The 24,758-nt window shown below is 68.7% G+C and carries 25 protein-coding genes; 17 read left to right on the top strand and 8 right to left on the bottom strand.

Annotated features, from left to right (window positions below):
• Positions 1-14: 14 nt before the first annotated feature.
• Complete coding sequence (locus tag ACWGID_RS11080) at positions 15-563, top strand: hypothetical protein (RefSeq protein WP_452196263.1); 549 nt, start codon at positions 15-17, stop codon at positions 561-563.
• 8 nt (positions 564-571) lie between these two features.
• On the opposite strand, the gene ACWGID_RS11075 is transcribed toward ACWGID_RS11080, so the two are convergent.
• Complete coding sequence (locus ACWGID_RS11075; protein WP_452196262.1) at positions 572-1,375, bottom strand: deoxyribonuclease IV; 804 nt, start codon at positions 1,373-1,375, stop codon at positions 572-574.
• Between the two features lie 31 nt (positions 1,376-1,406).
• Complete coding sequence (locus tag ACWGID_RS11070) at positions 1,407-1,907, bottom strand: Lrp/AsnC family transcriptional regulator (RefSeq protein ID WP_452196261.1); 501 nt, start codon at positions 1,905-1,907, stop codon at positions 1,407-1,409.
• Between the two features lie 94 nt (positions 1,908-2,001).
• Between ACWGID_RS11070 and ACWGID_RS11065 the strand changes: the two genes are divergently transcribed.
• Positions 2,002-3,186: an MFS transporter gene (locus ACWGID_RS11065; protein ID WP_452196260.1), complete on the top strand. Its 1,185-nt coding sequence runs from the start codon at positions 2,002-2,004 to the stop codon at positions 3,184-3,186.
• Here the strand turns inward: ACWGID_RS11065 and ACWGID_RS11060 are convergent.
• Positions 3,095-3,748, bottom strand: coding sequence for a hypothetical protein (locus tag ACWGID_RS11060; RefSeq protein ID WP_452196259.1), 654 nt, complete (start codon positions 3,746-3,748; stop codon positions 3,095-3,097). The genes ACWGID_RS11065 and ACWGID_RS11060 overlap by 92 nt on opposite strands.
• A 294-nt stretch (positions 3,749-4,042) precedes the next feature.
• Here ACWGID_RS11060 and rpsF point away from each other — a divergent pair, with 294 nt between their 5' ends.
• From rpsF to rplI, 4 genes are all read left to right on the top strand, one after another.
• Complete coding sequence (gene rpsF / locus ACWGID_RS11055) at positions 4,043-4,333, top strand: 30S ribosomal protein S6 (RefSeq protein ID WP_130386399.1); 291 nt, start codon at positions 4,043-4,045, stop codon at positions 4,331-4,333.
• Positions 4,334-4,425: 92 nt separating this feature from the next.
• A complete protein-coding gene (locus ACWGID_RS11050) occupies positions 4,426-5,010 on the top strand; it encodes a single-stranded DNA-binding protein (RefSeq protein ID WP_452196258.1) in 585 nt (194 codons plus the stop codon).
• A 74-nt stretch (positions 5,011-5,084) separates the two neighbouring features.
• Complete coding sequence (gene rpsR, locus ACWGID_RS11045) at positions 5,085-5,318, top strand: 30S ribosomal protein S18 (RefSeq protein ID WP_012924539.1); 234 nt, start codon at positions 5,085-5,087, stop codon at positions 5,316-5,318.
• A gap of 14 nt (positions 5,319-5,332) precedes the next feature.
• Entirely contained in the window at positions 5,333-5,779 is a 447-nt protein-coding gene (gene rplI / locus ACWGID_RS11040) for a 50S ribosomal protein L9 (protein WP_387768723.1), read from the top strand.
• Between the two features lie 107 nt (positions 5,780-5,886).
• On the opposite strand, the gene ACWGID_RS11035 is transcribed toward rplI, so the two are convergent.
• A complete protein-coding gene (locus ACWGID_RS11035) occupies positions 5,887-6,075 on the bottom strand; it encodes a hypothetical protein (protein WP_452196257.1) in 189 nt (62 codons plus the stop codon).
• The gene (locus ACWGID_RS11030; RefSeq protein WP_452196256.1) at positions 6,072-7,493 is read right to left on the bottom strand and encodes a hypothetical protein; all 1,422 of its coding nucleotides are present in this window, start codon (positions 7,491-7,493) and stop codon (positions 6,072-6,074) included. Before ACWGID_RS11030 ends, ACWGID_RS11035 begins: the two co-directional genes overlap by 4 nt.
• Before the next feature lie 248 nt (positions 7,494-7,741).
• On the opposite strand from ACWGID_RS11030, the gene ACWGID_RS11025 reads away from it, so the two are divergent.
• Genes ACWGID_RS11025 through ACWGID_RS10980 form a run of 10 tightly spaced genes read left to right on the top strand, consistent with a single transcriptional unit; the run spans position 7,742 to position 17,740 of the window.
• On the top strand, positions 7,742-8,362 hold the full coding sequence (locus ACWGID_RS11025) for a DUF6668 family protein (protein WP_452196255.1): 621 nt from the start codon (positions 7,742-7,744) through the stop codon (positions 8,360-8,362).
• 15 nt (positions 8,363-8,377) lie between these two features.
• Positions 8,378-8,650 carry a TrbC/VirB2 family protein gene (locus ACWGID_RS11020; RefSeq protein WP_452196254.1) on the top strand — a complete coding sequence of 91 codons (273 nt, stop codon included), beginning with the start codon at positions 8,378-8,380 and terminating at the stop codon, positions 8,648-8,650.
• A 38-nt stretch (positions 8,651-8,688) separates the two neighbouring features.
• Complete coding sequence (locus ACWGID_RS11015) at positions 8,689-9,546, top strand: hypothetical protein (protein ID WP_452196253.1); 858 nt, start codon at positions 8,689-8,691, stop codon at positions 9,544-9,546.
• Positions 9,543-10,442, top strand: a complete 900-nt coding sequence (locus tag ACWGID_RS11010) for a hypothetical protein (protein WP_452196252.1) — start codon at positions 9,543-9,545, stop codon at positions 10,440-10,442. Before ACWGID_RS11015 ends, ACWGID_RS11010 begins: the two co-directional genes overlap by 4 nt.
• Before the next feature lies 1 nt (position 10,443).
• Entirely contained in the window at positions 10,444-12,030 is a 1,587-nt protein-coding gene (locus ACWGID_RS11005) for a hypothetical protein (RefSeq protein WP_452196251.1), read from the top strand.
• Positions 12,017-13,525: an SCO6880 family protein gene (locus ACWGID_RS11000; protein ID WP_452196250.1), complete on the top strand. Its 1,509-nt coding sequence runs from the start codon at positions 12,017-12,019 to the stop codon at positions 13,523-13,525. Before ACWGID_RS11005 ends, ACWGID_RS11000 begins: the two co-directional genes overlap by 14 nt.
• Positions 13,526-13,559: 34 nt before the next feature.
• Entirely contained in the window at positions 13,560-15,176 is a 1,617-nt protein-coding gene (locus tag ACWGID_RS10995) for an ATP/GTP-binding protein (RefSeq protein WP_452196249.1), read from the top strand.
• Entirely contained in the window at positions 15,176-17,020 is a 1,845-nt protein-coding gene (locus tag ACWGID_RS10990) for a type IV secretory system conjugative DNA transfer family protein (RefSeq protein ID WP_452196248.1), read from the top strand. The genes ACWGID_RS10995 and ACWGID_RS10990 overlap by 1 nt, the downstream gene beginning before the upstream one ends.
• Positions 17,010-17,387, top strand: coding sequence for a DUF4913 domain-containing protein (locus ACWGID_RS10985; protein ID WP_387768755.1), 378 nt, complete (start codon positions 17,010-17,012; stop codon positions 17,385-17,387). Before ACWGID_RS10990 ends, ACWGID_RS10985 begins: the two co-directional genes overlap by 11 nt.
• Before the next feature lie 2 nt (positions 17,388-17,389).
• Positions 17,390-17,740, top strand: a complete 351-nt coding sequence (locus ACWGID_RS10980) for a YrdB family protein (protein ID WP_452196247.1) — start codon at positions 17,390-17,392, stop codon at positions 17,738-17,740.
• On the opposite strand, the gene ACWGID_RS10975 is transcribed toward ACWGID_RS10980, so the two are convergent.
• Positions 17,737-18,480, bottom strand: coding sequence for a hypothetical protein (locus ACWGID_RS10975; protein WP_452196246.1), 744 nt, complete (start codon positions 18,478-18,480; stop codon positions 17,737-17,739). The genes ACWGID_RS10980 and ACWGID_RS10975 overlap by 4 nt on opposite strands.
• Before the next feature lie 43 nt (positions 18,481-18,523).
• Positions 18,524-19,846 (bottom strand): MATE family efflux transporter, encoded by a 1,323-nt coding sequence (locus tag ACWGID_RS10970; RefSeq protein ID WP_452196245.1) that lies wholly within the window; start codon positions 19,844-19,846, stop codon positions 18,524-18,526.
• Positions 19,847-20,255: 409 nt separating this feature from the next.
• On the opposite strand from ACWGID_RS10970, the gene ACWGID_RS10965 reads away from it, so the two are divergent.
• On the top strand, positions 20,256-23,330 hold the full coding sequence (locus tag ACWGID_RS10965; protein ID WP_452196464.1) for a replicative DNA helicase: 3,075 nt from the start codon (positions 20,256-20,258) through the stop codon (positions 23,328-23,330).
• Here the strand turns inward: ACWGID_RS10965 and ACWGID_RS10960 are convergent.
• Positions 23,294-24,673: an MFS transporter gene (locus ACWGID_RS10960; protein WP_452196244.1), complete on the bottom strand. Its 1,380-nt coding sequence runs from the start codon at positions 24,671-24,673 to the stop codon at positions 23,294-23,296. The two genes, ACWGID_RS10965 and ACWGID_RS10960, sit on opposite strands and share 37 nt — an antisense overlap.
• Between the last annotated feature and the right edge of the window lie 85 nt (positions 24,674-24,758).

Raw genomic sequence — 24,758 nt, 5'->3', positions numbered from 1 at the left:
CTACCGTCACAGGCATGCCGCAGTCAGACCCCGAGCCCGTCCCGGACGCCGATCCTGTGACCACGTCCGAGACCGGCTCTGACGCGGAATCCGGGAACGACGCCGCCGCCGAAGCGACGCCCGAGCCGAAAACCGAGCCGAAGACCGAGGCAGAGCTCGCGGAAGAGGCGGAAGCCAAGCAGCGTGCCACGGTGGCCCGCTTCCTGTGGTCCTGCGCCTGGCTGACCGTCCTGGCCGGCGTCTTCCTGATCTCCGGCATGGCCCAGAGCTACCGGAGCTACAGCGCCCTCGCCACCCTCGGCGCAGTCGTGGTCGTCCTCTGCCTGCTCGCGCTCATCGCCGGGTACGTCGCTTGCGCGCGGACCACGATCACCCTGCGGACCCCCGTCCTCGGCCGCATCGACGTGTTCCAGGTGAGCACGCTGGTCGTGGCGATCGCCGTCATCTGCGGCCTGCTCGTCCCGGCCACCAACTCGTCGGCGCTGGCGCTGCTCCTCCCGTGGGCCTTGACGTACTGGATGCACGGCCTGGACCGCGTGAAGAGCGAGGCGCGGCCTAGCTGAGGTTCCGCCTAGCTGAGGTGCGTCCGAAGGTAGTCGAGGTCGGCCTTCTGCCCGTTGTTCGCGGTCGGGGTCTCGACGACGACCGGGGCGCCGGCCGCCTGGACGACCGCAACGATGTCGGCCGGGTCGATATGACCCTCCTCGAAGTTGCTGTGCCGGTCCGCGCCCGAGCCGAACTCGTCCCGTGACCCGTTGGCGTGCACCAGGTCAATCCGCCCGGTGATCGCCAGCACCCGCTCGACGACCGTCGGCAGCTCCTCACCGGCCGCGTGGAAGTGGCAGGTGTCCAGGCAGAATCCGACGTTCTCCAGCCGGTCGTTGCCGGACGCCTGCACCGCGTCCCACAGCCGGGCGATCCGCTCCAGCTGGCGGGCCATCGCGTTCTCACCGCCGGCGGTGTTCTCGATCAGCAGCGGCACCGGGAGCTCCGCGCGCTCGATGCACTTGCGCCAGTTGTCGAACCCGGCCTCCGGGTCGTCCTCGTCGCCGACGTGCCCGCCGTGCACGATCACGCCCTTGACGTCGATCTCGGCCGCCTTGTCCAGCGTCTGCTGCAGCAGCTTCCGGCTCGGGATCCGGATCCGGTTGTTCGTGTTCGCCACGTTCAACCGGTACGGCGCGTGCACGTACAGGTCGACGCCCGCGGCGGCGGCCCGCTCCTTGAGTGCCTCCTCGCCGTCGGCGTAGGCGAGCTTGGGCGCCTTGTAGTCCTGCGGATTCCCCAGGAAGAACTGCACCAGGTCAGCACCCCGATCGGCCGCCTCGGCCAACGGGTCGTCCTGGTCTACGTGCGCACCCAACTTCACAGTCATGACACCACCCTAGAACCGCCCACGGACAAGTTCAGGAACCCCACCCGGGCGACCGGGTCACCTTCCGCTCGTCGGTCGTCGGTTCCTGCACCGCACGCCCCTCGAACTCTGTGGACAACACGATGTGCGTGTTCATCTCACCGTGCTCCCCGAGCCGCTCGAACAGCCCCTCGAGATGCCGCATCGACGTCACGCGAACCCGCAGCATCGAGCACGAGTTGCCGCTCAGCTTGTGGATCTCGAGTACTTCCGGGAAGTCCTCCGCGCGCGTCGTCTTCAGTAGGCAGCGCCCCGTCGTACAGCGCATCTGGACGAAGGCGGACAGCGGTTGGCCGGCCTTCGCGGGGTCCACCGCGGCGCGGTAGCCGGTGATGACGCCGGCCTCTTCGAGGCGTCGTACCCGGTCGGCGACGGCAGGTGGGGAGAGGTTGACGCGCTTGGCGAGCTGGTTGAAGGACAGCCGGCCGTCCGACTGCAACGCGGCCAGGATCTGCCAGTCGGTGGAGTCCAGTTCGCGCTCCTGAAAGGTCATCTCCCCAGAACACCTTCGATATCGGTACTCCACAAGGCCTGACGCCTTCCTTCGACCATTCTTCGGGGGCGCGCGCCTTTCTAGCGTTGTGAGCATGTTGTTCCCCGTCGTTCTCGCCGCCGCCCTGATGAACGCCGCGATGGTCGCCGCCAGTGCAGTCAGCGCCATCCTGATCGCCGATGACCTCGGCCCCGCACTCGCCGGTCTCCCCAACACCGCCGGTGTCCTCGGCACTGCCGCCGGCGCCATGCTGGTCGGCCGCTGGACAGCCCGCCTCAGTCGCGCCCAAGCGCTCCGCACCGGGTACGGCGTGGGCGTAGCCGGCGGAGCGCTCACCGTCCTCGCCGCAGTGGGCGCACCGGTCGCCCTACTCTTCGTCGGCATGTTCCTGCTCGGTGTCGGCAACGCAGCGAGCCTTCTGTCGCGGTACGCCGCAGCAGACGCCGTACCGCTTGCTCGGAGGGCACGGGCGATGAGCACCGTCGTCTGGGCCAGCACGATCGGTGCGGCGGGCGGACCGTTCCTGATGGCGCCGTCACAGTCGTTCGCCTCCGGATTCGGACTTCCGGCGATCGCGGGGCCCTTCCTGCTCGCAGTGGCCGCGGTGTTCTCCGCACTCGTCGCTTCGACGTACATCCGGCGTACCGACTCCGCTGACGTGCTCCAGGTGCGTCAGGACTCGGCAAAGCGACCTGTATTACTGGCTGCGGGTGTGATGGTCGTGGGGCACGTGGTGATGGTGTCGCTGACGAGCGCTGTACCGGTTCACGCGCACCAGCACCACGAAGGGCTTGGCGTGCTCGGGGTCATGCTGTCTGTCCACACCCTGGGGATGTTCGCGCTGTCGCCGCTGACGGGCTGGTTGATCGACCGGTTCGGGGCGCGGGTCGTGATGCTCGCCGGACTGGTCGGTTTGCTCGCGTCCGCCGTACTGATGACGCAGACCGGACTGTTGTTCACGCCTGCGCTGTTCCTGCTCGGGTACGCGTGGAACCTCTGTTATCTCGGAGGCAGTGCACAGCTCGGATCGGCTGAGTTGGAGAGTCGCGTCGAGTCGTCGATCTGGACTGTCGCGGCGCTGGCCACCGCGGCGTCCCCGTGGCTGTTCACACTCGGCGGGTTCCCGGTCCTGGCCGCGGTCTCACTCGCTCTCGCCGTACCGCTGCTCGTCCTTGTCCTGGTCCGGATCAGTCGCCACGGCCGCCACGACCTCGCTCCCGCGGACCCACCTCACGCGAATCCCGCGACCGCGAGCGAGACCGTGCTTCCTGCTCCCTGACCTGATCCGGTGTGAGCCTCGCGCCGGGTGAAAAGGGTCCGTGGGCCTCCAGGATGCGTTGCACTTGCTCAATGTTCCGCTCGGCGCGCTCCCGATCCCGCTCCGCGATCTCTCGTGCCAGCCGCTCACGCTCCTCCGCCCGCGTCTCCCGCACGGGTTGCGGCGGCGTGTAACTGCCGAACGCTTTCCACGTCTGCTCGAGCTGCTTGCCGTACGAGATCAGTGTCTGGGCCAGGTCGATCGCGGTCCGGCCGTCCCCGAACACCCTGTTCCCCAGAGTGACCAGGCGCTGGACGCTGCCTTTGCCCGCCTGGTTCGGGCCGTTCTGGATACGGTCCTCGAGCGATCGCTTCAACTCCTGGCCGATCCGGCCTTCGCGTTCCTCGATCCGCCGGCGGGCCTCGGCGAGGTGCTGGTGCTGCTCGGGGCCCGTCCGCTCGCGCGCGATGCTCTCGGCCCGGTCGAGCGCCTTGCGCTCGCGCTCCCGCAGCTTCGCCAGCTGCTTCTTCCGCGCCTCGCGGTCCAGCCTGGCCTTGCGCTGGTACTCATTCTCCGGGCTCATTGTTGAACAATCCTCCGCGCGGTTCGGCGTCCTGAGGTCCGACGGTGAGGTCATCGGACGCCCGCGCGGGCGGTGTGGCCGCGTCCGGCCAGACGTTGGCAGCTTGGCGGCAACAGGCCTGTGGATATGGTCAAGTGGCCGTCCGGACGCTGGTATTCTCTTGGGTGTGGCCCGGTCCATCGACCGGGCTCATTGTTTGGCGCCGGTGGCAAGTGCCGGCGCGAAGCACACCGCATCGCCCTCCTGCCACGGAGAGACCGTGGCCGCCAAGTCCGAAGGAGGTGGAGTTCGCGCATGCGTCGTTATGAAGTCATGGTGATCCTCGACCCGGAGCTCGATGAGCGCACCGTGGAGCCGTCCATCGACCAGTACCTGAACATCGTCCGCAAGGAAGGTGGCACGGTCGAGAAGCTCGACATCTGGGGTCGTCGCAAGCTTGCTTATGACGTGAAGAAGAAGTCCGAAGGCATCTATGCCGTCGTCGACCTGACCGCCGAGCCGGCGGTCGTGAAGGAGCTCGACCGTCAGCTCACGCTGAACGAGTCGATCCTGCGCACCAAGGTCATCCGGCCGGACCAGCACTGAACCTGGGGTCGTCAGCAGCCATCGGTACTGTCGGTTCCAGCCGCTACTGATAGCTGTAGACACAGCCACACCCGATAGCAGGAGGAACGGCAATGGCAGGCGAAACCGTCGTCACACTGGTCGGCAACCTTGTCGACGATCCCGAGCTCCGGTTCACGCCGTCCGGTGCCGCCGTCGCGAACTTCAGAATCGCGTCGACGCCACGGACGTACGACCGGCAGTCCGGGGAATGGAAGGACGGCGAGTCGCTCTTCCTGAGCTGCTCCGTCTGGCGGCAGGCGGCGGAGAACGTCGCCGAGTCGCTGCAGCGCGGTATGCGCGTGATCGTGCAGGGCCGGCTGAAGTCCCGTTCGTACGACGACCGTGACGGCAACAAGCGCACGGTCTTCGAGATCGACGTGGACGAGGTCGGTCCGAGCCTGCGCAGCGCCACCGCGAAGGTGACCCGGGCGATGCGCTCCGGTCCCGGCGGCGGTGACGGTGGCGGCGGTGGCGGCTTCGGTGGTGGCGGTGGCAACCAGAACCAGGGTGGGGGCTACGGAGGCGGCGGCCAAGGTGGCAGCGCCCCGCAGAACGACCCCTGGGCGACCCCGCAGGGCGGTGGCGGCCAGTCCGCCCCGCAGAACGACCCCTGGGCCAGCCAGGGCGGCGGCTCGATGGAGGAGCCCCCGTTCTGATCGGCCCGCAAGAACCAGTCAGTGACCATTCCGGCATCCGTGCCGGGCTCTGGAAGTAGGAAGAGAGCACCACAATGGCCAAGATCATTCGGAAGCCGAAGAAGAAGGTCTGCGGCTTCTGCAAGGACAAGGCGACGTACGTCGATTACAAGGACACCGCGCTGCTGCGCAAGTTCATCTCGGACCGCGGCAAGATCCGCGCCCGCCGGGTGACCGGGAACTGCGTGCAGCACCAGCGCGATGTGGCCACCGCTATCAAGAACGCTCGTGAGGTGGCCCTGCTGCCGTACACGAGCACGGCTCGCTGAGGGAGGCACGGACCATGAAGCTCATCCTGTCTCAGGAGGTCGAGGGCCTCGGGGCTCCCGGCGACATCGTCGAGGTCAAGGACGGCTACGGCCGCAACTACCTCGTCCCGCGCGGCCTGGCCATCGGCTGGACCCGCGGTGCGGAGAAGCAGATCCAGACGATCAAGCGGGCGCGTGACGCCCGGGCGATCCAGGGCAAGGAGCACGCGAGCGAGGTCAAGAACCAGCTCGAGCAGCTTGCCGTGACGCTGGACGTGAAGGCCGGTGACACCGGCCGCCTGTTCGGTTCGGTCACCCCGGCCGACATCGCCGGTGCCATCAAGGCCGCCGGCGGCCCGCTGGTCGAGAAGCGCGCGATCGCGATCGCGTCGCCGATCAAGACCACCGGCAAGCACCAGGTCTCCGTGCAGCTGCACCCGGAGGTGGCCGCCACGGTCCGCCTCGAGGTCGCGGCCGGCTGACCTCAGCGCCGAGAAACCTTCAGCGCCGCAACACCAACACCAAGGCCCGCGGTCCCGTCAGGGATCGCGGGCCTTGTCGTTCGCAGGGCTTGTCGTTCGGCGGGGGCCTACCGTTGCACGACGGTCGGCCAGTCCGTGGGCTCCGGCTCGGACGACTGACCGTCCTGTTGGGGCTGCACGACCGTCGGCCACTCGGTCGGCTCGGGCTCGTTGTTGTCGGCCAGCGCCCGCGCGGACGGCACCAGCAGTACGCCGACGGCCGCCAGCGCACTCAGGACCCGCGTCGCGCGCTTCACTTGGCCACCGGGTCCAGCGCGTACAGGACCGAGTCGTAGACGACGATCGCGTGCCGGCCGGCGATACCCCACGGACGGGTCGGCGCCGGGTCCAGCGGGTGCGGCGTGCGGCCGGGAGTCACGGCGTACATCTTGCTGCCGATCGTGCCGTAGATCAGCGAGCCGGTGATCGACAGCGGGTGGAAGTCCTGGAGGATCTTGGCCCAGGGGTTCGCCAGGTTGATCAGGCACTGACCCCAGGCGGCGATCTTCCGGTTCGGGTCCGGCACCCAGTCCCAGGACTGGACGTCGCTCAGGCTCGACGGCGAGCAGACCGCGACGACCTTGCCGCTCGCGGTCGACTGCACCGTGGGAATGATCTTCTCCGGGTCCTTCGTTGACCACGCCACCAGGGCGTAGTCCGGGCTGGCTGCCAGCACCTGCTGGATCTGCAGCGCGCCACCCGGCTTCTGCGGTTCCACCTTCTGCAGCTGCTTGTCCGGCGCACTCCAGAACAACGGCCCCTTGTACAGCCCGATCAGCGCGCGATCGCCCTCGGCGAGCAGGACCGTCGACAACCGCAGCTGGTTCTGGACGGCCTTCAGGACACCGCCGGACACGACCATCGACCCGGCGTCCTCGCCACTCAGCACGATCAGCGGGGACTTGCCGAGGAACTGCACCTTCGCGCCATCGGGCAGCTTGAGCTGCTTCGGCTCCGCGCCACCGCCGGCCCAGTAGATCAGGGTGTCCTGCGTGGCGACCGCGACCACCAGCTTGTTGTCGATCGTCGTGTAGACCGGCGCTTCGGCGTCCTTCGGCACCTTGTCCTGCCACAGCACCTTGCCGTTGCTGTCGAAGACCGCGACCTTCTGGTCGTTGGTCAGGATCGCGACCTCGGTGCCGTCCGGCTTGATCGCGGGCGTGCTGTCCTGGGCGAGGTCGACCGACCAGCCGGCGTGCGTCGAGAAGCCCGGCGGGACCGTCCCCGGGGAGAACTCGTACGGTTGCACCTCCGGGCCCGGCAGCGACGGCAGCAGCGGTGACGCGGTCACGGTCGGCTTCTTGTGCAGGTTGGGCTTGATCACCGCGACGTACACGATGGTGCCGAGGACGAGCACGCAGCCCGTCACCATCGCGACGACGATCGGCCAGATCGGCTTCTTGCCCCCGCCGCGGCCGCCGCCCTCGGGTTCGAGGGCCTCGACCTGCCCGTCCGGGTGGATGATCAGCGGCCAGGAGGCGCCGTCGGACTCGATCGCGGTCGCCTTCACGGCGCGGCCGAGCTGGGCCGCGCGCTCGCTGACGAGCTGGATGGAGGCCTGGCGCGGGTCGTGGTGGTTGACCGGGTGGCTCCGGCCGGCGATCTTCACCTCGGCGTTGTGGTCGTCGTACAGCCGAATCGTGACCTTTGGCCAGGAGGGGACCTTCTCAGCCACAATGACCTCTCATTCCCGCCACAGATCTCCCTCGCTCATCCGGCTCCGACGTCCTCGTTCTAGCATGTCCACCGCACGAGGCATGCCACGGATTCCGGGCACGCAGAAACCGCGCGGGCCCGGCGGCTCGACTGACCCCGACAAGGGGGTAGAAACATCCTCGCCTGTGGATGGGTCACGAAAGTACACCCGGAAAGCGAGAGAATACTGTGGGCGACAGCCTGTGACGCACCGCGAGAGGAGGGGCCATGACGCAGAACCCGTGGACACGAGACCAGTCTCCGGGTCCGCAACAGCCGTCACCCGGCCCGACACCTCAGCCGGACATCACCCCGCGAGGGCCGTCCGCCCCGCAGCACGGGGTGCCGGCGCCCGCGGAGGATCAGCGCCTGCCCAAATTCGCGATTCCGGTGGCGGACACGTTGTGGTGGGTCGGTGTGCACGGTGGCGCCGGCGAGACCACGATGGCGCAACTCCTCCCGGGCACCCGGGCGGCCAATCACCGGTGGCCGATTCCGCCGCCGCCGGTGCCGACCCCGGTGATCCTGGTGGCCCGCACCCACGGCTCGGGTCTGCGCGCCGCGCAGCGCGCCGCGATCGAGTGGGCCTCCGGCGTCGTGCAGGGGGTCGCCGTCCTGGGCCTGGTGCTGATCGCCGACGCACCGGGACGGTTGCCACGGGTCCTCGACGACTTCGCCGACATCGTCGGTGGGGGTGTTCCGCGCGTCTGGGACATCCCGTGGATCGAGGAGTGGCGCAGAGGGGAGGCTCCGACGCCTGACAACACCCCGGACGAGGTTTTCGAAGTCCTTGAATCCATCTACGCACTTCGCGCGTCAAACCCAGCGGACTACCCCGCCCCGTACTGAAAGGTTTTCACCCTCATGATGTTCGTTCACCACCTGGTCACCGAAGTCAACACGGTGTTCCCGCTCGAGGCGCCGCCCGGGGTCGAAGGCGGCCTGACCAAGGTTCTCGGCTGGGTCAAGTGGATCGCGTACATGGTTTGTACTCTCGGCATCCTGATCGCCGGCGGCATGATGGCCGTCGGTCAGCGCCGCGGTGAAGGTGGCGAGCACGCCGCCCGCCTCGGCTGGGTGCTGGCGGCCTGCATCGTGATCGGCGCGGCGACTGCCCTTGTGGACGCTCTGAAGTGATCCTGACCCGCGTCAACCTGCTGGGAGGCTGATCGCAGGTGGGACTGTTCAGCAGGAACCCGGACTCCGATGACGATTCCGACGGCGAGAAGACCAGCTTCCTCGAGGAGCGTGGCTTCATCGCGTCGGCAATCGTCATCGGAGCGGTGCTGATCTGCCTGGTGGTCTGGTTCATGGCGTCCGGCCGGGACGACACCCCGACCGCGAACCCCAGCCAGTCTCCGAGCACCGAGGCTCCTACCGGACAGCCCACCGAGCCGACCGGCCCGCCCGCGACGCCCGAGCCGACCGAGCAGCCGACCAAGACGGCGCCGCCCCCGCCGAACAACCACACCGGTGGCTGTCACGACCGGAGCCCGGAGCAGCGCATCCCGCGCCTGGCCGCCCCGGCCGCGGTCACCTGGCAGTTCGAAGGCGAGATCCTGGTGCCGATCCAGGCCGCCAGCGGTCCCGCGGCCACCAGCCCGGGCGGCGTGCGTTCGTGTTTCGCGCACTCGCCGACGGGGGCGGTGCTCGCGGCGATGGTGGTGCTCGGCCAGATCCAGAACCCCGAGGTCAGCCTCGACGTCCTGCGGACCCGGGTGCTGCCCGGTCCGGGACGGAACGCAGCCATCGCGGCGGCGAAGGAGCAGCTCAAGACGCCGCCGACGCCGGGCGGTGAGGTCCAGTTCGCCGGCTTCAAGGTGCTCGACTACCCGCCGGGTGCGACCCGGGCGATCATCCAGGTCGTCGCCGACCTGAACCACAAGGCGTACGGCGCGTTGCCGATCACGATGCAGTGGTCCCATGGCGACTGGTACGCCGTACTGCAGGAGGACGGCACCTTCAACGGCTCGGTGGAGCCGGACATCCTGTCGAGTCTGAACGGCTACGTAAGGTTCAGTGGTGCGTCATGATCGCCCTCGGATGCTCGAAGTGGCCCTGGGACTGGGACGACTGCATCAGGGACGGCCTGAAGATCGCCCTGCAATGGGCCTTCGGCAAGTTCTTCGACTTCATCTTCCAGGCGATCGCGAACATCGTCGTCGCGGCCGTCGAGGCGGTCCTGAAGGCGGTCGGCCTGCTCTGGGTCTACATCAAGACCCCGAACATCGCCGAGAACACCCCGGCCCTGTGGGTCCAGGAGCACACGAACTTCATCATGGTGTTCATCGCCTCGCTCGCGGTGATCGTGGGCGCGGTCCAGATGGCGATCTCGCACCGTGGTGAGCCGGCCAAGGAGATCCTCCGGTCGTTGATCACGCTGGTCGTCGTGACAGCCTCCGCGACGGCCTTCGCCGGGACGCTGATCTCGGCGGCGGACGGGTTCTCGAGCTGGATCATCGACCAGGCGCTGGCCGCGAACAACCACGACTTCGCCAAGGCGCTGGCCGAGACGATGACCGATCCGCTGAAGAGTCCCGGCGAGCAGTTCGGCTTCGTGCTGGTGATCTTCGTCGGGATCCTGATGGTGATCACCTCGATCATCCAGCTCTGCCTGATGATCGTCCGCTACGGGATGCTCGTGCTGCTCGTCGGTGTGCTGCCGTTGACCGCGGCGGCGACCAACACCGAGATGGGGATGATGTGGTTCAAACGGGCCCTCGCCTGGCTGGCCGGATTCATCATCTACAAACCGGTCGCCGCGCTGATCTACGCCACCGCGCTCTACCTGATGTCGACGCCGGACACCAAGGGTGCACCGGAAGGCACGCCGCAGACCCTCAAGATCATCATGGGCGTCACGATGATGATCGTGGCAGTCGTCGCACTGCCGGCCATTCTCAGATTCGTCTCGCCAAGGACGTCTTGACATGATTCCGCTCGGTGCAATCGATTGGGCCGTGGGTCTGCTGAAGACAGCGCTCGAGAAGGTCCTTGTGCCCGGTATGGAAGCGATGATGCAGCGCGTGTTCCAACCAATTCTCGACGCGATCTCATCGGCCGTCGGCACCCTGATGAGCACGATCGCCACCTTCTGGATCTACGTGCCGACACCGTCCATCGAGGGCGGTACGCCGGGTCAGCCGGCCAACGACTCGGTCAGCTGGATCTGGTCGCACACGCAGTTCATCACGCTGTTCATCGCCGCCATCGGGTTGGTCGTGGGTGCCATGCAGATGGCCTGGACCCAGCGCGGGGAGTCGGCCCGCGAACTGCTCCGCTCACTGATCACGCTCGCCGTCGCGGCGGCGTTCTCGATCGCCGTCGCCCAGGCGCTGATCTCGCTCGGTGACAAGTTCTCCCAGTGCATCGTCAGCTCCGCGCTCTCCTCGAACTCGGGGTGGGTGCCGAACTGTGACGAGATCGGCTCGGGCGACGCGAAGGCGTTCGGCGGGAAGATGGCGCTGGTGCTCGGCTTCGCCGCGGTCGCGGCGCTGGCCGGCTCGCCGCTGCTGATCGGCATCATGATTGCCGTCGGCATCCTCTGCGTGGTCGCCGGCGTGATTCAGATCGTGCTGATGGTCGTCCGCAGCGCGATGCTGATCCTGCTGCTCGGCGTGCTGCCGATGGCGGCCGCCGCGACGAACACCGAGATGGGCCGAACATGGTTCAAACGGATCATCGCCTGGATCCTCGCGTTCATCCTGTACAAACCGGTGGCGGCGATCGTCTATGCGACCGCGATCAAGCTGGTGGCCAACGACAACGGCCCGCTGAAGTTCGACATCACGAACGCGGAGGACGTCGGCAGCCTGGTGATGAACGTGGTCACCGGTCTCACGATGCTGGTGCTCGCGCTGTTCGCGCTGCCGGCCCTGATGCGGTTCATCGTGCCGATGGTCGCGGCCACCGCGGGTGGTGCCGGCGCTGGTGCGCTCGCCGCGAAGCTTTCCCCGGTCATGGACAAGATGGCCCAGTCGGCCAACAAGTCCGCCAGCGACAGCGGCAGCGACAGCGACGGCGGTGGGGATGACGGCCCGAGCGGCGCCCAGAACGTCGGCCGCGCCCAACAGCAGGCGCCGAGCGGCGGCGGTGAGGGTGCCGCCGGCGGCGGCGAAGGCGCGGCTGCGGGTGGTGAAGGTGCTGCCGCAGCCGGTGGCGAAGGCGCGGCTGCAGGCGCTGGCGGTGGTGGCGCGGCTGCCGGTGCAGGTGCCGGAGCTGCTTCTGCAGCACCGCCAGTGGCGGTGGCAGTGGCCGCCTACAAGGTAGGCAAGGCGGCCCACGACGGCGCGAAGCAGCTCTCCCACGAGGGCATGGGCGACCCCGATGCCGGCGGTGGGGGCGGTGGCGGCGGTGGCGGCAACCCGTCAGGCAGCGACCCGAACCAGGGCGGCCAGCCACAGGGTGGCGGAGGCAACCAGCCGCCGCCGCAGGGGCCACAGGGCGCCAACGACGACCCACCACAACCACCACCATCGTCACCACCACCACCGGACGGACCAAGTGGCAGCGGCTGAGAACGTACGACGCGCACCTCGCACCTACGGCAACTGGCGGCAGCCAGCCTCGGCGGGCATCGCCGGGCTAGGCATGCTCGGCACGGCCATCATGATGGGCGGCCTGCTGGCGGTGGTCATCGCGACGATGTCCGGCGGTATCGAGGCCGCCGTCGTCACGCTGCTGATCGTCGGAGTCGCGCTGCTGCTCCTGATGAGCAAGGACAAGCACGGCCAGTCCGCGCTGCAACGGATCTCGACCCGTATTGGATGGCAACGAGCAAAGATGGCGAAGCACAACATCTACCGTTCCGGTCCGCTCGGCCGGACCGCATGGGGTAAATTCCAGCTCCCCGGTCTGGCCGCTTCCTCCCAGCTCAGCGAGTACCAGGATTCGTACGGGCGCCCGTTCGCGCTGCTCTACTACCCGGGCACGCGGCACTTCACGGTCGTGATCAACGCGGAGCCGGACGGCGCCTCGCTGGTGGACGAGGAGCAGGTCGACGTCTGGGTGGCGCACTGGGGACAGTGGCTGGCGTCGCTGGGTCACGAGCCCGGCATCGTCGCCGCGTCGGTGACGGTGGAGAGCGCCCCGGACACCGGTATCCGGCTGCGCCGTGAGGTCGGCTCCAACATGATGGACGGTACGCCGCCGATCGCCCGCGCGATGCTCACCGAGGTCGTGCAGACCTACCCGGAGGGCTCGGCGCTGGTCTCGGCCCGGGTCGCCCTGACCTTCAAGGGCACCGACCGGAGCGGCAAGCGGCGTAAGGAAGACGACATGGGCCGCGAGCTCGCGGCCCGGCTGCCCGCTCTCACCCAGAGCCTGAACGCGACCGGCGCTGGTGCCGCCAGGCCGGTCACCGCGCAGGAGCTCTGCGAGGCCATCCGGATCGCGTACGACCCGGCGTCGGCCGGGCTGATCGACGAGGCCCGTGCCCAGGGCATGCCGCCCGAGCTGCAGTGGACCGACGTCGGTCCGGCCGGCACCCAGTCGTTCTGGGACAAGTACCGGCACGACTCGGCCTGGTCAGTGACGTGGCAGATGTCGCAGGCGCCGCGTGGTGAGGTGTTCTCGTCGGTGCTCTCGCAGCTGGTCGCGCCGCACGTCGACATCGACCGCAAGCGGGTCACCCTGCTCTACCGTCCACTGGACGCCGGTACGGCGGCCCGGATGGTGGAGGCCGACAAGCGCAACGCCTCCTTCCGCGCCAGTACGTCGAGCCGCCCGTCGGCCCGTAGCCTCGCCGAGGCGCGCGCCGCCGACCGCTCCGCGCAGGAGGAGGCCCGCGGCGCGGGTCTGGTGAACTTCGGCATGGTCGTGACCGGCACGGTGATGACTGCCGAGCAGATTCCGGACATGATCGCTGCGATCGACAACCTGGGCGCCACCGCGCGCGTCCTGCTCCGGCCGGCGTACGGCTCGCAGGACTCCGCGTTCGTGGCCGCCTTGCCGCTGGGCGTCGTACTGCAGAACCACCTGGCTGTGCCGGCGGGTCTGCGGGAGTCCCTATGACCGAAGCAAGCACAGTGACCGCTGGGGAGTCACAGTGAGCCAGAAGAAGCAGAAGAAGCCCGTCGACCCGACCCGCCGGGGCAAGCGGCCGATGCCGCGTGGCTGGCCCGGCCCGGGTGGCGGCTACTCGACGTACCTGCAGGCGCCGCAGGAGTGGCGCGGTACGACGGTCCAGGTCTGCGGGATGTGGCCGTTCTCGGCCGGCACGGGCAGCCCGATGGTCGGCGTACCGATCGGACGGAACATCCTGTCCGGCGCGACCATGTGCTGCGACCCGATCAGCTGGTTCATGCGGGCCAAGCTGATCTCGAACCCGTCGATGTTCGTGCTCGGCAAGCCGGGTCTGGGCAAGTCGACGATCACCCGGCGGATGGCCCTCGGCCTGGCCGGGTACGGCGTGATGCCGCTGGTGCTCGGCGACCTGAAGCCCGACTACAAGGACCTGATCGAGGCCCTCGGCGGCCAGGTCATCCAGCTCGGTCGTGGCCGTGGGCACCTGAACGTGCTCGACCCGGGCGAGTCCCGGGAGGCGGCGCTGCGGCTCACCGGCAAGGCGCGCGAGGCGATCCAGGCCGACGCGCACGGCCGCCGGCAGACGATGGTCTCGGCGCTGATCTCGATCATGCGGTCCGCACCGCCGAACGACCGCGAGGAGACCATCCTCGACGAGGCGCTCAAGGTCCTCGACGAGCGGTTCCAAGGTACGCCGGTCCTTCGCGACCTGCTCCAGGTCGTCCAGGACGCTCCGGACCGGGTCCGCAACGTGGCCCTGGACCGCGGCAGCCTGGACCGGTACCGGCAGATCACCGAGGGACTCGAGGCGTCGCTGATCGGTCTGGTCGGTGGTGGCCGGCTCGGTGAGATCTTCTCCGAGCAGACCGACAACCCGATGCAGCTGGACCGGCCGGTCGTCTTCGACGTGTCCAACATCGACGACTCCGAGACCAGCCTGCAGGCCGCCGTACTGCTGGCCTGCTGGTCGTACGGGTTCGGCGCGGTCGCGGTCTCGCAGGCGCTGGCAGACGCCGGCCTCGAGCCGCGCCGGCACTACTTCGTCATCCTCGACGAGCTGTGGCGGGTGCTCCGGGCCGGCAGCGGCCTGGTCGACCGGGTCGACGCGCTGACCCGTCTGAACCGGCAGCGAGGTGTCGGGATGGCGATGATCTCGCACACCATGTCCGACCTGCTGGCGCTGCAGAACCCCGAGGACCGGATGAAGGCGAAGGGGTTCGTCGAGCGGTCCGGCATGGTGGTCCTCGGCGGTCTGCCGCGGGCCGAGATGGAGAACCTGAACGAGGTCGTCCCGATGTCCGGCGAGGAGCAGAACATGCTCATCGGCTGGCAGGACCCGCCCGCGTGGGACCCGGCCACCGGCAAGGAGGCCGCACCTCCGGGCCGAGGCAACTTCCTGATCAAGGTCGGTGGCCGCCCGGGCATCCCGGTGCACGTCAGCCTGACCACGGTCGAGCGCGAGATCAACGACACCAACAAGCTGTGGAAGACCGGCGAGGACGGCAAGCCGCTGAAGGTGGAGGTCGCACCGGACGGCACCGAGGCCGTCGTCGGCGAGTACAGCCTGGACGACCCGGCACTGCTGCCGCCACCCGACCCGACCACTCGCGTGGTCGCCAAAACGGGAGTTGACGAGTAATGGCCCAGGGCAGGAAGAGCACCGGACCGGGCGGCCTGTCGCCCGAGTCGATCATGATCTTCGCCGCCGTCGGTGTGCTCGCGCTGGTGGTGTTCTCCCTCTTCGGCGCACTGAAGGTCGCAGCGGCGATCAACGGCACCATCGTGGGCGGGAACCCGTTCAACGCGATCGTCGACCTGATCAAGGGGCACATCGCCTGGTCCGGCGCGGCCACCGGCGTCCTGATCCTCGAGCTGGTCGTGCTGTTCGGTCTGGTCGGCACCGGCTTCTGGTACTTCCGGAACCGGCAGGCGTCGGTCGGTCGCGTCGACCGGCAGGCGCAGCTGATGTCGAAGCGGTCCGAGATCTACAAGCTGACCCGCGAGGGCGCGCAGGAGAAGGCGAACTCGCTCGGCGCCGGCCACGCGGGCCCGGGCATCCTGATCGGCCGGACCGTCCGGGACAACCTCGAGGTCTTCGGCAACTGGGAAGACATGCACGTCGACATCTGGGGTCCCCGTACCGGTAAGACCACGTCGCGCGCGGTGCCGGCGATCCTGGACGCGCCCGGCTGCGTGATCGCCACCTCGAACAAGCGGGACATCGTCGACGCGACCCGCGGGCCGCGCTCGGACAAGGGCCCGGTCTGGGTGTTCGACCCGCAGGAGGTCTGCGAGGAGCCGAACACCTGGTGGTGGAACCCGCTCAGCTACATCACCGACGAGACCAAGGCCCGTGAACTGGCCGAGCACTTCGTCGCCTCGCAGCGCCAGGTGGGCGCCCAGACCGACGCGTTCTTCGACGCCGCCGGTACCGACCTGCTCGCCGGTCTGCTGCTCGCCGCCGCGGTCGCCAAGCGGCCGATCACCCAGGTGTATTCCTGGCTGGCCGACCAGCGCAACGACGAGCCGGAGCGGATCCTGCGCAACACCCCCGGTCTGCAGCTGTCGGCGGATGCGCTGTCCGGTGTCATCAACGCCCCCGACAAGCAGCGCGCGGGCGTCTACGGTACGGCGCAGCAGAGCGCGCAGTTCCTGGTCAACCGCAAGGTCACCCGCTGGGTCATCCCGAACGGGCAGAACGACAACCGGCCTCAGTTCAACCCGCACGAGTTCGTCCGCCAGGGCGGCACCCTGTACAGCCTCTCCAAGGAAGGCGCCGGTACGGCCGGCCCGCTGGTCACCGCCCTCACGGTGGCGGTCGTGGAAGCGGCCGAGCAGTACGCGCGCGGTTGCCCGATGGGCCGGATGCCGAGCCCGCTGGTCGGCGTACTCGACGAGGCCGCCAACGTGTGCCGGTGGAAGAACCTCCCCGACCTGTACTCGCACTTCGGTTCCCGCGGCATCGTGCTGATGACGATCCTGCAGTCGTGGGCGCAGGGCCAGGAGTGCTGGGGCGACCACGGCATGCAGAAGCTGTGGGGTTCGGCGAACATCCGGGTGTACGGCGGTGGCGCGGCCGACGCGTCCTTCCTGGAGAACCTGAGCAAGATGATCGGCGACTACGACATCAGCTCGAACTCGGTGTCGTACAACGAGGGCAAGCGCGGCACCAGCCAGCAGGTCCAGCGGCACAACATCATGGAGGTCTCCGACCTCGCCTCGATGCCGCCCGGTCGCGCGGTGGTGTTCCCGTCCGGTATCCCGGCGACGCTGGTGAAGACCGTCCCGTGGTTCACCCGGCCGGACGCCGGTGTCGTGAAGGCGTCGCTGGCGAAGTACGATCCGGGAGCGTCGTCGAGCGTCCCGGCGAGCAACAACCCGTGGGTGGCGGCAGGCAGCGGTCAGCAGGCGCCCGCGCCGCAGCGTGGTCCGGACCGACCGGTCTGGGAGCAGAACGAGGGAGACAACCGCGGTGGATGGTGAACAGGAGCTCTTCTACCCACACGTCGCGGCGTTCGTCGAGGACCGGCTGATCTACCTCTACACCCGGCGGCTCGGGCAGCAGTTCATCTGGTGCCCCGAGTGGTACCGGCACGCGGAGGCGCTCAGCCGGCTGGACTCGATCTGGCGCGCGTGGGAGCACCTGCGGCTCGACCCCGCGACCGGTATGTCGGTCTGGTGGCGCGACCACGCGGACCCGCACATGATGTCGCTGCTGGACCCGGACGGCCCGTTCGCCGCCTGCCGGAACAACCAGCACACCGACTACCCGATCCCGCCGCTCCCGGTCCAGGAGCCGCCGGCGGGCCTGTTCTTCGACCAGCGCCAACCGAACATTCGTAGCGTCTGACGATGTGGAGGTGGGGCAACCTTCTCGTCGCTTTCGCCGCCGAGCTGGTTGCCCTCGGCATCTTCGCCTGGTGGGGCTGGGCCACCGGCGGTACGACGCTCACCCGGTGGCTGCTCGTCCTCGCGCTCCCGCTGGTGACCGCGATCGTCTGGGCGCTGTTCGCGGCGCCCACCGCCAAGCGCACAACGCCCGTACTGCGCTGGACCGTGAAGGTCCTCGTCTTCGGCCTGGCGGGCGCTGCCCTGTGGAGCCTGGGCCACCCGCTACTCGGCGTCGTCTTCGTCGTTGTGGTCGCCGCGAACCTGCTGATCATCCAGCTCCAGAAACTGGACGCGAACCTACCGTCGACCTAGAGGTCGAGGTCGATGTTCACCCGCTGCTGCGCCTTCTTCTTCTGCTGCGGGGTGCGCGCCAGGTCGCGGCGATGCAGGCTGTCCTGCGGAGCCTGCGCCTCCGGAGCTTCCTGCGGTCGGTTGCGCACCGCGCCGGCGGCGGGTGCCTGCTCCTCGCGGGCGTTCGCCCGGTGCTGTTCCGCCCGGTCGTCGTACGCGCGCGCGGCGTCGATGTCGGCGTTCACCTGGTAGCCCTCGAGCTGGCTGGCGCGCACGTTACGGCGCCCCTCGGCGCCGAGTTCGGCGGCTCCACGCGCATCCGGGTTGACGGCGGCCTCGTCCTGCTTGTGCTGCCCGCGGGCCTGCAGGTCGAGCTCTCGCTGTTGCCCACTCGCCGCGAGGCCGCGATACCGATCGGCCGTCGCCGCCGCGTCGTCGGCGAAGGCGATCTCCCGGGCGCGCCGGGCCTCGACCACGTCGGTCCGGTTGCGGAGTTCTTCTCGCGCCTGCTCATCCGCCGCGTCCAGGTCCAGCTGCTCGGCACGCGCCACCTCGTCCTCGGCGTCGTGACGGGCCTGCACCTCTTCCTCGGCGCGGCGCTCGGCGGCGTCTTCCTCGGCGAGGTCGTGGGTCGGGGAGTTGGCTGCCTCGGTACGCAGTCTGGTGGCTCGGCGCTGGCTGGCGGCCTCGGTGTCGTCGTCGCCCTGCTCGCGCTGGTCGAGCTCGAGCGACTCGGACGTGCCGTCGTCGGTGTCGGGCATGCCCCGCTCCTTTCCTCCCGCAACACGATGCCGTACCGCAGGGTCAGCGGGTAGCTCCGGTGACCAGCCAGTCGTCGCGGCGCTCCCGGAGGGTGAGCGTGAGGAAGCGCAGCAGCATGTACCCGCCGAACGCCCACCACAACGCTACGATCCCGCCACCGAGCCACAACACCGCCAACGCGAGCGGCACGTACAGCGCGAGTGCCACGACCCCCGCGAGCGCCAGGTACCGCCCGTCCCCGGCCCCGATCAGTACGCCGTCCAGCACGAACACGACCCCGTTGATCGGTTGCCACAGCGCCGACACGATCAGGACGGCCGCGAGCGTACGCCGTACCTCGGGATCGGAGGTGAACCACGGGACGTAGAGGTCGCGCAGCCCCCAGAGCGCCAGACCACCGATCACCCCGGAGAACAGGCCCCACCACATCATCCGGCGGGTGATCGCCCGGGTTCCCGCGACGTCACCCGCGCCGAGGGCCCGCCCGGTGAGTGCCTGCGCGGCGATCGCGATCGCGTCCAGGGCGAGCGCGAGGAAGGACCAGAGCGTGAACGCGACCTGGTGCGCCGCGACCGACGTCGTACCGAGGGCGGTCGCGACGAAGGTCAGCAGGATGATCGCGGCGCGCAGCGTGAGCGTCCGGACGATCAGCGGGACACCCATCTGCGCGGACGCCAGGATGCCGGGCCGGTCGGGTCGCAGTTTCGCCCCGTCGCGCCGGGCGCCGCGGACGACCACCACAACCAGCGCGATGCCCGCTCCGGTCTGGGCGAGCGCGGTCCCGAGGGCCGAGCCGGCGATGTTGAGGTGCAGGCCGTACACCAGGAGGACGTTCAGCGCGATGTTCGCGAGGTTGGCGGTGATCGCGACGACCATCGGGGTCTTGGTGTCCTGCAGGCCGCGCAGTACGCCGGTGGCGGCGAGCAGGAGGAGCATCGAGGGGATGCCGAAGCAGGAGATCCGCAGGTACGTCACCGCGTAGTCGGCGACTTCGGGCGACGGGTCGAACGCCGCGATCGCCTGCGGTGCGAGCACCAGCCCGAGCAAGGCCAGTACGACGCCGAGCAGCAGCGCCAGCCACAAGCCGTCGATGCCCTGCGCCAGCGCACCCTTGTGATCGCCGGCGCCGATCCGGCGGGCGACCGACGACGTGGTCCCGTACGCGAGGAAAACGCAGATGCCGACGAGGGTCTGCAGGATGGTGCCCGCGACGCCGAGCGCGGCGAGTTGCGGCGTACCCAGGTGGCCGACGATCGCGGAGTCGGCGAGCAGCATCAGCGGCTCGGACACCAGCGCGAAGAACGCCGGGACGGCCAGCCGGAGGATCTCCCGATCCTGTTCACCCACCCACCGTCTGCGTCTCACCGGAGCGAGGTTACCCACGCCTGACCCCGGCTTCCGAAATTCGTCTCAGACTTTTTCTCCTCCACAGTTGTGCACTGGTGAAACCGCAGGTCAGAGCCAGGTTGTGAGTACTTGCCCACAGATATCCACAGGGTTGTGCCCAACCTGTGCACAGCCCTTCCCGGGGTTATCCACGGTTCTTCCACACCCCCTGTGGACGACTGAGTGGCTATCGGTGACAGGACCGGCGTACGGTCGCGAGGCTGGTGCCGGGAGCAGCGCCGAAACTGTCGGATGGCGTGGTTATGGTTCGAGCAGGTGTTCGAACCCGGCGCGCGGCCGGGCGGTGGCGACGAGGAGGTCGGGCGAAGTGAGCGTGGCGGAGTTCCGCGGGGGCCAGGACGACGGCCACGAAGAGCGCAGTCCGGCGATGGGCTTCGACCGCACCCCTCCCCAGGATCTGGCGGCCGAGCAGTGCGTGCTCGGCGCGATGATGCTGAGCAAGGATGCGATCGCCGACGTGATCGAGACCCTGCGCGGCACGGACTTCTACCGGCCGGCGCACGAGTCCGTCTTCGACGCGATCACGGACCTGTATGCGCGGGGCGAGCCGGCCGACGCGATCACCGTCGCGGCCGAGCTGACCAAGCGCGGCGACATGGCCCGGATCGGCGGCGCGCCGTACGTGCACACCCTGGTCGCGTCGGTCCCACTGGCCGCCAACGCCAGCTACTACTCGCACATCGTCCGCGAGAAGGCGATCCTCCGCCGGCTCGTCGAGGCGGGCACCAAGATCGTCCAGCTGGGGTACGCCGGTGAGGGCGAGGTCGACGATGTCGTCGACGAGGCGCAGGCGGAGATCTACTCGGTCACCGAGAAGCGGACGACCGAGGACTACGCCCCGCTGAAGGACATCATGGAGGGCGCCCTCGACGAGATCGAGGCGATCGACTCCCGCGGTGACGCGATGGTCGGCGTACCGACCGGCTTCACCGACCTCGACGAGCTGACCAACGGCCTGCACCCCGGCCAGATGATCATCGTCGCCGCGCGCCCCGCGATGGGTAAGGCGCTCGCGCTCGACACCCCGCTGCCGACGCCGACCGGCTGGACGACGATGGCCGAGGTCGCGATCGGCGACCTGCTGCTGGACGCCGACGGCCTGCCGACCACGGTGGTCGCGGCGACCGAGGTGATGGTCGACCGGCCCTGCTTCCGGCTGTCGTTCTCCGACGGCAGCACGATCGTCGCCGACGCCGAGCACCAGTGGCGCGTCGAGGACGGCGGCCGACCGGTGGTCTGCACGACCGCCGACCTGTACACGGCGATGTCGGCGAGTCCCGGGCTGACACCGTCGATCCCCGGGTCGGCGCCCCGGCAGATCACCGGCCACGGCTTCCCGGCCGCGCTGCACGGCGAAGGCGAGCGCCGCCTCGAGTGGGTCGACCCGGTGGACAGCGTGCCGGTGCGCTGCGTCGAGGTCGACAACGCCGAGCATCTGTACCTGGCCGGCAAGACGATGATCCCGACCCACAACTCCACCCTGGGTCTGGACTTCGCCCGCTCCTGCTCGATCAAGCACGGCCTGACCTCGTGCATCTTCTCGCTGGAGATGAGCCGTAACGAGATCACCATGCGTCTGCTCTCCGCCGAGGCGAAGGTGCCGCTGCACCACATGCGCAACGGCAAGATGACCGACGAGGACTGGGCCCGGCTGGCCCGCAAGATGGGCGAGGTCTCCGAGGCCCCGCTCTTCATCGACGACTCGCCGAACCTGACGATGATGGAGATCCGCGCCAAGGCCCGCCGCCTCAAGCAGCGCCACGACCTGAAGCTGATCGTCATCGACTACCTCCAGCTGATGACGTCCGGCAAGAAGGTCGAGTCCCGCCAGCTGGAAGTCTCCGAGTTCTCCCGCTCGATCAAGCTCCTCGCCAAGGAACTCGAGCTCCCGGTCGTAGCCATCTGTCAGCTCAACCGAGGCTCCGAACAACGCTCCGACAAACGCCCCATGGCCTCCGACCTCCGCGAATCGGGTTGTTTGACCGCGGACACCCGGCTGATGAGGGCCGACAACGGTGCGGAGATCTCCCTCGGAGAGCTGCTTGCGACGGAGGCGCGCGACATCCCGGTCTGGTCTCTCGACGATCGACTGAAGCTGGTGCCGCGCACGCTGACCCACGCATTCCCGAGCGGCGTCAAGGAGGTCTTCCGGCTGAAGCTCGCCTCCGGCCGCGAGATCAAGGCGACCGCGAACCACCCGTTCCTCACCTACAACGGCTGGAAGCCGCTGGGTGAGCTCTCGCCCGGCGCTCGGCTGGGCTCACTCCGGCACGTGCCGCCGCCGCTCGACGTCAAGCCGTGGGACGAGGACGAGCTCACCATGCTCGCTCACCTGCTCGGCGACGGCTCGTTCGTCAAGCGTCAGCCGATCCGCTACGCGAGCATCGACGAGGCCAACCTGACCGCGGTCGCCGAGGCGGCCCAGCGAAGGTTCGGCATCACGGCGGTTCGCGACGAGTACGCCGCCGCACGCGTCACCACGCTGCGCCTGCCGGCGCCGTACCGACTGGCTCGCGGGAAGCGCAACCCGATCGCGGCCTGGCTCGACGGTCTTGGTCTCTTCGGGCTCCGCAGTCACGAGAAGTTCGTCCCGGAGGGCGTCTTCGGCCTCCCGAAGGAGCAGGTCGGCCACTTCATCCGCCACCTCTGGGCGACGGACGGATCGGTCCGCTGGGACGACAAGGCCGGCCAGGCGCGTATCTACTACGCCAGCACCAGCCGTCGCCTTGTCGACGACCTGGCGCGCCTGCTGCTCCGGCACAACATCTTCAGCCGCATCAAGACTGTGAAGAAGGCTGGGTACCGCGACGCATTCCACCTGTACATCTACGGTGCCGAGAACCAGTTGCGGTTCTGCGACGGCATCGGCGTCCACGGCCTTCGCGGGTTGCAGGCGCTGGAGGTAGCGACGGCTCTGCGCGGGATCAAGGCCAACACGAACCTGGACACTGTGCCGCAGGAGGTCTGGTCCCAGGTGCGCGAGGTGCTTGCCGAGCGCAAGGTGACGCACCGCGAGTTCGCGGCCGCGATGGGGACGCAGTTCTCCGGCTCGACGATGTGGAAGCACGCGCCGAGCCGGCAGCGCCTCGCGAAGGTTGCCGACATCCTCGACGACGCCGACCTCGAGGTCCTCGCCACCAACGACATTTTCTGGGACACGATCACGTCGATCGAAAGCCTCGGTGAGCAAGAGGTGTACGACGCAACGGTCCTAGGCACCCACAACTTCGTCGCCGAGGGCATCGCGACTCACAACTCGTTGGAACAGGACGCGGACGTCGTCCTTCTGTTGCACCGCGAGGACGCCTACGAGCGGGAGTCGACGCGGCCGGGTGAAGCGGACTTCATCGTGGCCAAGCACCGTAACGGCCCCACCGCCGACGTGGTCGTCGCGTTCCAGGGCCACTACTCCCGCTTCGTCGACATGGCCCACGACGGCTGACGAGTGTCCTGGCGGATGTGGACGAGGATCGCGAGGGTTGCGCAGACTGCTGCGACGACGAGTAGTACGGCGACCGCTACCGCCAGTCGGAGAAGGCCGTCGGCGGAGGTCGGCGCGGCGAAGTAGAGGCTGCCGAGGCCAGCAACGGCCACGACCTCGGCGAGCACCGGGCCGGTCGAATTCAGCGCGGAGACGGCCGACGCGAGTGCCGGTTCCACCCGCGACGTGATCTGTGCGATCAGCGGGCTGTATCCGGCGGCGTGTCCGGCGCCGGCGGCCAGCAGGAGGGCCGTGGAACCGAGCGGGTTCCACCCCGCACGAGAGACGAGCACCAGCACGAACATCCCGGTCGCGTAGACCAGCGGGCCGACGATCGGCAGGGCGCGACGCACCCATCGCGGACAAGCGCTCCAGCCGAGACTGACCACGCCGAAGCCGATGGTGTACGGGATGAAGGCGAGCCCGGCCTGCAGCGGCGTGTAGCCGAGATACGACTGCAGATGCAGCGTCAGCGTCAGCAGGAAGACGGTGTAGCAGCCCATCACGATGCAGCAGGCCACGAGCCCGAGCTGCAGATCTCTCCGCTTCAGTGCCGTGAGGTCGAGGACCGGATGCGGGGCTCTGGCTTCGTAACGGCCGAAGATGCCCAGCAGCAGGCCACCGCCGGTGAGTACGAGCCAGGTCCACGTCGGCCAGCCGTGGGATCCGCCGAAGATCAGGGGGAGTGTGATCGCAGTCATCGCCGCCGTCAGGAGCCCCACCCCGGCCAGATCCAGGCGCTCCGGCTCGCCTCGCGGGGAGCGGGGGAGTCGCCGCACACCGACGGCGAGTACGACGACGCCGATCGGGACGTTGATCAGGAACACCGGCCGCCAGGAAAGACCGAGCAAGTCGGAACCTGCGATGAGCCCGCCGCAGATCTGGCCGAGCGCGACGCCCAGCGCGAGCACCATGCTGTACAGACCGATGGCTCTGCGCCGCGAGGCCCCTTCCCACTGGAGATGGATGAGCGAGAAGACCTGTGGAGTCAGCAAGGCGGCCCCGACGGCCTGAGCGATGCGGGACGCGATCAGCATCGACGGACTCACCGAGATTCCGCATAGCAGCGACGCCGCGGTGAACCAGCCGAGACCGGTCAGGAACGCCCGCCGGTGACCGATGATGTCCCCGATCCGTGCACAGGTGACGAACAGGACGCCAGTGGTCAGCAGGTAGCCCGACACGACCAGTTGGATCTCGGCGTCGGTGGCCTGCAGACCGCGGCGAATGGTCTGCGCCGCCACGGAGACGATGGAGGCGTCGATGGACGCCATGGCCTGCCCGGCGAGCAGAACGGCAAGCATTGAGCGTCGGTGCGCAGCGGTTCTCACAAGCTCAAGCCTCTGCCGAACCCTTGGCGACGGTCTTGAACGAATATGCGGATCCCGG

Source organism: Kribbella sp. NPDC054772, assembly GCF_053611945.1.
The sequence above is the reverse complement of the archived record's forward strand: the minus strand, read 5'-3'. Positions and strand labels throughout refer to the sequence as shown.